Source organism: Subtercola sp. Z020 (assembly GCF_002931235.1).
GTDB lineage: Bacteria > Actinomycetota > Actinomycetes > Actinomycetales > Microbacteriaceae > Subtercola.
On the sequence record NZ_PSTT01000096.1, the window covers coordinates 1 to 6,581 of the forward strand.

The 6,581-nt window shown below is 70.4% G+C and carries 8 protein-coding genes; 3 read left to right on the plus strand and 5 right to left on the minus strand.

All coding sequences use genetic code 11. The annotated features are described in order from the left end of the window. Positions 1-105 precede the first annotated feature (105 nt). From C5B96_RS12355 to C5B96_RS12370, 4 genes are all read right to left on the minus strand, one after another. Complete coding sequence (locus C5B96_RS12355) at positions 106-1,023, minus strand: endonuclease domain-containing protein (RefSeq protein WP_104245666.1); 918 nt, start codon at positions 1,021-1,023, stop codon at positions 106-108. A 213-nt stretch (positions 1,024-1,236) separates the two neighbouring features. After that, entirely contained in the window at positions 1,237-2,376 is a 1,140-nt protein-coding gene (locus C5B96_RS12360) for a dipeptidase (RefSeq protein WP_104245667.1), read from the minus strand. A 48-nt stretch (positions 2,377-2,424) separates the two neighbouring features. After that, positions 2,425-3,024: a DedA family protein gene (locus C5B96_RS12365; protein ID WP_233189183.1), complete on the minus strand. Its 600-nt coding sequence runs from the start codon at positions 3,022-3,024 to the stop codon at positions 2,425-2,427. 235 nt (positions 3,025-3,259) lie between these two features. Continuing rightward, the gene (locus C5B96_RS12370) at positions 3,260-3,454 is read right to left on the minus strand and encodes a hypothetical protein (RefSeq protein WP_104245669.1); all 195 of its coding nucleotides are present in this window, start codon (positions 3,452-3,454) and stop codon (positions 3,260-3,262) included. A gap of 196 nt (positions 3,455-3,650) precedes the next feature. Between C5B96_RS12370 and C5B96_RS12375 the strand changes: the two genes are divergently transcribed. From C5B96_RS12375 to C5B96_RS12385, 3 genes are all read left to right on the plus strand, one after another. Beyond that, on the plus strand, positions 3,651-4,520 hold the full coding sequence (locus C5B96_RS12375) for a sugar phosphate isomerase/epimerase (protein WP_104245670.1): 870 nt from the start codon (positions 3,651-3,653) through the stop codon (positions 4,518-4,520). 107 nt (positions 4,521-4,627) lie between these two features. Next, complete coding sequence (locus C5B96_RS12380; protein WP_104245671.1) at positions 4,628-4,897, plus strand: GlsB/YeaQ/YmgE family stress response membrane protein; 270 nt, start codon at positions 4,628-4,630, stop codon at positions 4,895-4,897. Between the two features lie 69 nt (positions 4,898-4,966). Continuing rightward, complete coding sequence (locus C5B96_RS12385; RefSeq protein WP_104245672.1) at positions 4,967-5,479, plus strand: nucleoside deaminase; 513 nt, start codon at positions 4,967-4,969, stop codon at positions 5,477-5,479. A 50-nt stretch (positions 5,480-5,529) separates the two neighbouring features. On the opposite strand, the gene C5B96_RS12390 is transcribed toward C5B96_RS12385, so the two are convergent. Further along, positions 5,530-6,581, minus strand: a 1,052-nt coding sequence (locus C5B96_RS12390) for an epoxide hydrolase family protein (protein ID WP_199176645.1), incomplete at its 5' end; no start/stop codon positions are given.

The following is a 6,581-nucleotide window of genomic DNA, read 5'->3' on the forward strand; positions in this document are numbered from 1 at the left end:
GTCCCGCCCCATCCCCACCCGGACGGACGTCGGCCGATCCCACCCGAATACGGCGTCGATTCGGCCGAGCTCCGTCCGAGTGGGAGCCGACGCCGCGACCGGCCCTCACGAGAGTGTCGGCCCGAGCCCGGCGCGGAGCTGCCGAGTGCTCCAGCGGTGCTCCCCGCGAGCGACGAGACCGCGGATGAGCGCCTCGACGCGCGCCCACTCGTAGATCACCTGCGCGTAGGTGAACCGGAGAACCAGGCATCCGCGCTCGTGCAGGATGAAGTCTCGGCGGCGATCCTCGGCGAACGCGGCCTCGCTGGAGTGCCACTCCCTCCCATCGAGCTCGATCACGAGCCTGTCACCGACCACCAGATCGACGGCGCCCACGCCCCGCACGCGCACCTGTGTGCGGTACGGGATCCCGAGCGCGCGCAGCCGCAGCCGCGCCTTCGTCTCGAGCCCGGAGTGAGACCGGGCGTCGGCAAGCGCCACGACGTCGCGGTGCTTCTGGGTGAGCCTCTCCGCATAGGCGGCCAGTCGATACGGATTCGTGAGCCTCTGGCGGAGGCTCGAGTCGAACGCCGCCACGGCGTGGTCGCGCTCTTGGCAGAGCACCATCTGCATCAGCGACTCCTCGACGGAGTCCGCAGCTACGGTGATCGGCGTGTCGTCGCCTGGGCGGCTCCGATGAAGGCAGACTCCGCGTGAACGCGGCTCACCGAGGGCGACCGCACGATCATCCGGCGACCCCAAGTGCGTGTCGTGACGGCCGACGCGAACATGCAACAGGCCGTCGGTTGCGCACCAGACACCGAGAGAAGCGAGCCGGGACACCGCCGTCAGAGCGCCGCCCACGCGTACGGCCCGAATGGCGTCTTCCGGGGCCCCGGGTAGGTGAACCCAGCGTCGACGAATGCGGAGAACGGTGCCGGAGCGCACGGCCTCCCGTACGTCGGCCCCGGCGAAGCCAAGGGGCTCGAGCCGGCTGTTGTGCGCGACTCCGCCCAGGAGGAGGACTGCTTCGGTGAGGTGCATGCCGAGCAGTGTGGCCGAAACGGCTCCCCACAGAGAGTCGTCCCGCCGATCTGTGGATAACTCGCTCGCCGGAATTCCCGCCCGGACGGAGCTCGGCCGAACCGAGGCGGATACGGCGGCGGATCGGCTGACCTCCGTCCGAGTGGGAGACGCGCGCGGCGGGCGGGGCGGCGCAGCGGGCGCGGCGGGCGCGCGGCCGGGCCGGGCGCGGGGCTAGAACTCCAGCGCGGGGGAGGTGGTGGCGCCCGACAGGTAGGCGGCGTCGGTCGCGCGCAGCACGCGCAGCACGTTGCCGCCGGCCAGCGCCGCCAGTTCGGCCGCGCTCCAGCCGCGGCGCGCCAGCTCCTCGAGCAGGGTGGGGTACCCGTCCACGCCCTCGAGCCCGGCCGGGAACTCGTCGGTTCCGTCGAAGTCGCCCCCGAGACCGATGTGGGCGGCGCCCGCGACCCGGCGGGCGTGCTCGACGTGGTCCGCGACATCCGCCACCGTCACCGGAGGCGCGGGCGCGGTGCGCGGCCCGTCGAACCACTCCGCGTAGTCCGCGCTCAGGAACTGCGGCACGAAGGTCACCATCAGAACGCCGCCGTTGGCTTCGAGCCGCGCCAGCACGTCGTCGGGCACGTTGCGAGGGTGGGGGGAGAGGGCCTGGCACGAGCTGTGACTGAAGATGACCGGGGCGGTGGTCGCATCCAGAGCCGCGTGCATCGTCGCCGGCGACACGTGCGAGAGGTCGACGAGCACCCCGAGCCGGTTCATCTCGGCGATGTACGAGACGCCGCGGGGCGAGAGCCCGTTGTGCAGCGGAACATCGGTGCCCGAGTCGGCCCACGACGTGTTGTGCACGTGCGTGAGCGTGAGGTAGCGAACCCCCAGGCGCGCGAGCATGCGCAGCACGGCGGGCGAGTCGTTGAGGCTGTGGGCGCCCTCGGCTCCGAGCAGCGAGGCGATGCGACCGGATGCCCGTGCCGCCTCGACCTCGTCGGCCGTGCGGGCGAGCGCGAAGTCGTCGGGGTAGCGCGCGACCAGCCGGTGCACCCAGTCGATCTGCTCCAGCGTCTGCTGCACTGCGTCGCTGCCGTGCCCGTCTGCCGAGGCCTTGGTGTCTTCGACGAAGACCGACCAGAACTGCGCACCCACCCCGCCGGCCCGCAGGCGCGCGATGTCGGTGTCGGTGGCCAGCCCGGATTCGAGACCCTCGACCGAGTACCCGCGGTTCAGGTAGCACTCCCACGCCCAGTCGTTGTGCCCGTCGACGACCGGGGCGAGCGCGAGCGCCTCGCGGACGGTCTCTGCGGGGTCAGCCTGCGAGAGGGGCGGGGCGTCTGCGGTCGGCGAGGTGTCGGTCTCCGTCATGCTGCAACGCTACGGCATGCGCTCCGGAGCCGACGGCCGCTGAGCCCGCTAGGCCCGGGAGTTGCGCGCCTGCCGCGCCTGCCGCCCCCGCCGCACCCGTCGCACCACCAGCCACGCGATCACCCCCGCCAGCGCCGCGTACACCGCGTAGTTCAGCACCGACGAGTACTGGTCGATCAGCTCGTACTGGGTTCCGAGCGCCGCGCCGAGCCCGATCAGCAGGCCGTTCCAGAGCAGGCTGCCGGTGAGGGTGAACGTCGTGAAAGTGACCAGCGGCATCCGTTCGGCGCCTGCCGGCAGCGAGATCAGGCTCCGGATGCCCGGCACCAGCCGCCCGAAGAAGATCGCCGAGCGACCGTGCTTCTCGAACCATGCGGCGGCCTTCTCGAAATCGTCCCGGTCGACCAGCGGCAGCCGCGACAGCAGCCGGATCGACCGATCCAGCCCGAGCGCGGCACCGAGCCCGTACAGCAGCAGGGCCCCGAGGTACGCGCCGAGCGTGCTCGTCACCACGATCAGCACCATGTTGAGGCGACCGAGCTGGGCGAGGTACCCGGCGAGGGGCAGCACGATCTCGCTCGGGATCGGCGGGAACACCGTCTCGAGCAGCGTGAACAGCCCGACGCCCCATTCGCCGAGCGCGTTCATCAGCGTCAGAGCGAACCCGATGAGGCCGCCCGGCTGCCCGGGGTCGGCGGGGTCTACGGCCAGCAGTGCGCCGGCGTGCAGGCTGTCGGCCGGCAGGCTGCTGTCGGCCCGCAGGCTGTCGGCCGGTGCACCAGCGGTCAGCAGTGTGCTCGTGGGCATGGAATCCTCGTCTCGGGGATGGCTTGTCACGTGTCGCACGCACCCTATCGACCCCAGCCGGGAGACCCCCGAGCGTTCACGCCGCGGGTATCAGCTCCAGCCCCACTTCTCTCTCCTCGGCCGCGAAGGGCCGCGCGCGCAGCGACCCGTCGCGAATGCCCTCGGCGTGCGACGGGCACACGGAGGCGAGACCCACGGTGTGCTTCAGCGCGACGATCAGCTCGTCATCCGGTGCAGCGTGGCAGTTGCAGACAGCGCAGTTCGTCGACATGGTCGTTCCTCCCGTACACCTGCTAGGAGTCGGCCGAGCCAGCGAATCGGGCCGGTCTGCGCACCAGCCACGGGATGAAACGGTCAACGGTATACGGGCAACAAAGTAGACCCACCAGCTGTGCGTTTGCTACCCCCCATCCCCCAATTCGTCCACGCTCGAACGAGGGCCAGGTCGGTGTGGGTACGCTGAGGCCATGCCCGTCAACAAACTCGGAGTCCACGCCCTCGTCTTCTCGGGCGGCACCACGCCCGCCGAAGTCGACTACGCCATCGAGCAGACGAAGGCGGCCGGCTACGACGTGCTCGAGCTGTCGCTGCAGGATGCGCAGGCCCTCGACACCGGTCACGCCCGCGCGGCGCTCGAGGCAGCGGGCCTCGGCGTCGTCTGCTCGCGGGGCCTCACCTTCGACGCCGACATTTCGAGCGAAGACACCGCCGTCGTCGCCCGCGGCGCCGAACTGCTGCGCGCGAGCGTGCAGGCGGTGCACGAACTGGGCGGAAGCCTGCTGACCGGTGCGCTCTACAGCGCCTTCGGCAACTACGGTCGCTCGCTCACCGCCGCGGGCCGGGCCAACGCCGTCTCCGTGCTGCAGGATGTCGCCCGGGAGGCCCAGGGCGTGGGAATGACCCTCGGGCTCGAGGTCTGCAACCGGTACGAGACGAACGTCGTCAACACGGCCGAACAGGCCCTGGCGCTGGCCGACGACATCGGCGAGGACAACGTGACCGTGCACCTCGACAGCTACCACATGAACATCGAGGAGGACGACTTCGTGCGCCCGTTCGCGCTGGTGGGCGACCGCCTCGGCTACGTGCACATCGGCGAGAACCACCGGGGCTACCTCGGTAGCGGGCACCTCGACTTCACGACGTTCTTCCATTCGCTGGCCGACATCGGGTACACCGGCGGCATCACCTTCGAATCGTTCTCGAGCGCCGTGGTGTCGCAGACGCTGTCGACCGACCTCTCGATCTGGCGCAACCTCTGGAACGACGGGCCGGCGCTCGCAAAGCACGCACACACCTTCATCACGAACGCTCTCGAAGCGAACGAACCGCACTAAGCACGTTTCGCGCTCGTTCGCCAGTGCCGACGGCCGAATTGCCTTCCTTCTAGGCTGTAGGCGCGCTCCAGAAACGGGGTGCATCCTCACAGCAAAGGAAGCACACAATGCTCGGTCTCATCATCAGCCTCATCGTCGTCGGCCTCATCGCCGGTGCCCTCGCCCGCCTCATCATCCCCGGCAAGCAGGACATGTCGATCCTCATGACGATTGTCCTGGGCATCGTCGGCTCGTTCGTCGGTGGGTTCCTCGGGTTCCTGCTCTTCAACCACGACAACATGGACGGTTTCTTCCAGCCGGCCGGCATCATCGGTTCGATCATCGGCGCGATCATCGTGCTGTTTATCTACACCCGCGTGAAGGCCCGCCGCGCGTAGTCTTCGCCTCGAACGGGCTCGGGCGGGCTCGGGTGAGCTCGGACGTCTGGCTGCCTCTAGTCTGGCTGCATGACACTGCTCCCCGAGCCCGCTCAGCCCGATCCGTCTGTCACCGACATCGATCTCGCCCTCCTGCGTGAGGCGATCTCCATCGCAGACGACGCCGTCTCGCACGGCAACCACCCGTTCGGCGCCCTGCTCACCGACGGCTCGGGGGCCGTCGTGCTCCGCGCCGAGAACTCGGTGACGACCGACCGGGATGTCACGGCCCATGCCGAGACGAACCTCGTGCGCCTTGCCACTCGGCAGTACTCCTTCGCCGACCTCGCCACCTGCACGCTCTACACCAGCTGCGAGCCCTGCGCGATGTGCTCCGGCGCCATCTTCTGGGCCGGCATCGGCCGCGTCGTCTACGCCCTCGACGAGGTCGGCCTGCTCGACATCACCACGGCCGAGGGTGACAGCCCCATGCTCATGCTCCCGTGCCGCTCGGTCTTCGCCGCCGGCGCTCGGCCTGTGGATGTCGCGGGCCCCGCCCTCCTCGACGAGGCCCGGCGCCCGCACCTCGGGTTCTGGGGCTGAGCGCCCGCGCCCTCCTCACCGCAGCGCCCTCCTCACCGCGAGCGCCCTCCTCACCGAAGCGCGGCGAAGAACTCCCGCACCTCCTCCGCCAGCAGCTCCGGAACCTCGAGCGCAGCGAAGTGCCCGCCCCGCGGCATCCGCGTGTAGCGCACGACCTCGTGCGTGGTTTCGGCCCAGCTGCGCGGTGGCTGCACCAGATCGGCGGGGAACACCGCCACCCCCGTCGGCACCGTGACGCGCGGCCCCGGCGACCCGAAGCGGGCGTGCTCCCAGTAGGGCCGGAACGACGTCGAGATGGTTCCGGTGAACCAGTAGAGCGACACCTGGGTCAGCACGAAGTCGTCGTCGAAGGCCGGGGGCAGCCCGTCTCCGTCGGTCCACGCCGTGTACTTCTCGAGCAGCCAGGCGAGCAGCCCGACGGGTGAGTCCGCCAGGCCGTACGCGAGGGTGAGCGGCCGCGTGCGCTGCTCGTGCTCGTACCCGCCGTCGCGGGCGTACCACTCTGCCTGCTGGTCGCGGTAGGCCTGATCCGCCGGAGTCAGCGACGCCGCATCCACCTCGCCCGGGTCGCCCACGGCCAGAACGTGCACGCCGACGACGCTCTCGGGGTGCGCCGCCGCCAACCGCGAACTGACGCCGGCACCGAGATCGCCGCCGTGCGCCCCGTACCGCTCGAACCCGAGCACATCGTGCATCAGCCGGTGCCAGAGCTCGTGGGTCGGAACGGCCGGCAGCTCTGGCCGCTGCGGCGAGAAGGCGAAGCCGGGCAGCGACGGGATGATCACGGTGAACGACTCCTCGGCCCGCCCACCGTACTCCGAGGGGCGCGCCAGCCGGCGACCGAGCCCGACCAGCTCGAGGAACGAGCTCGGCCAGCCGTGGGTCAACACGATCGGCAGGGCATCCGGATGCTCGCCCTCCAGCCGCACGTAGTGCACGGCCGTGCCGTCGATGTCGGCGAGGTGCGACGGCAGAGCGTTGATCGCCCGCTCGTGCTCTCGCCAGTCGTACCCGCCCCGCCAGTAGTCGACGAGCCGCCGCAGCTCAGCGGAAGGAACCCCGGCACCATCCCGCGCCACACCGGAACCGCCCACCCCGACCC

What these genes read in the sequence shown, in the direction of transcription:
- C5B96_RS12375 (WP_104245670.1), top strand. Translation starts at nt 3,651, where the DNA reads ATGCCCGTCAACAAACTCGGAGTCCACGCCCTCGTCTTCTCGGGCGGC.
- C5B96_RS12365 (WP_233189183.1), bottom strand. Translation starts at nt 3,024, where the DNA reads ATGAACGCGCTCGGCGAATGGGGCGTCGGGCTGTTCACGCTGCTCGAG.
- C5B96_RS12355 (WP_104245666.1), bottom strand. Translation starts at nt 1,023, where the DNA reads ATGCACCTCACCGAAGCAGTCCTCCTCCTGGGCGGAGTCGCGCACAAC.
- C5B96_RS12370 (WP_104245669.1), bottom strand. Translation starts at nt 3,454, where the DNA reads ATGTCGACGAACTGCGCTGTCTGCAACTGCCACGCTGCACCGGATGAC.
- C5B96_RS12360 (WP_104245667.1), bottom strand. Translation starts at nt 2,376, where the DNA reads ATGACGGAGACCGACACCTCGCCGACCGCAGACGCCCCGCCCCTCTCG.
- C5B96_RS12385 (WP_104245672.1), top strand. Translation starts at nt 4,967, where the DNA reads ATGACACTGCTCCCCGAGCCCGCTCAGCCCGATCCGTCTGTCACCGAC.
- C5B96_RS12380 (WP_104245671.1), top strand. Translation starts at nt 4,628, where the DNA reads ATGCTCGGTCTCATCATCAGCCTCATCGTCGTCGGCCTCATCGCCGGT.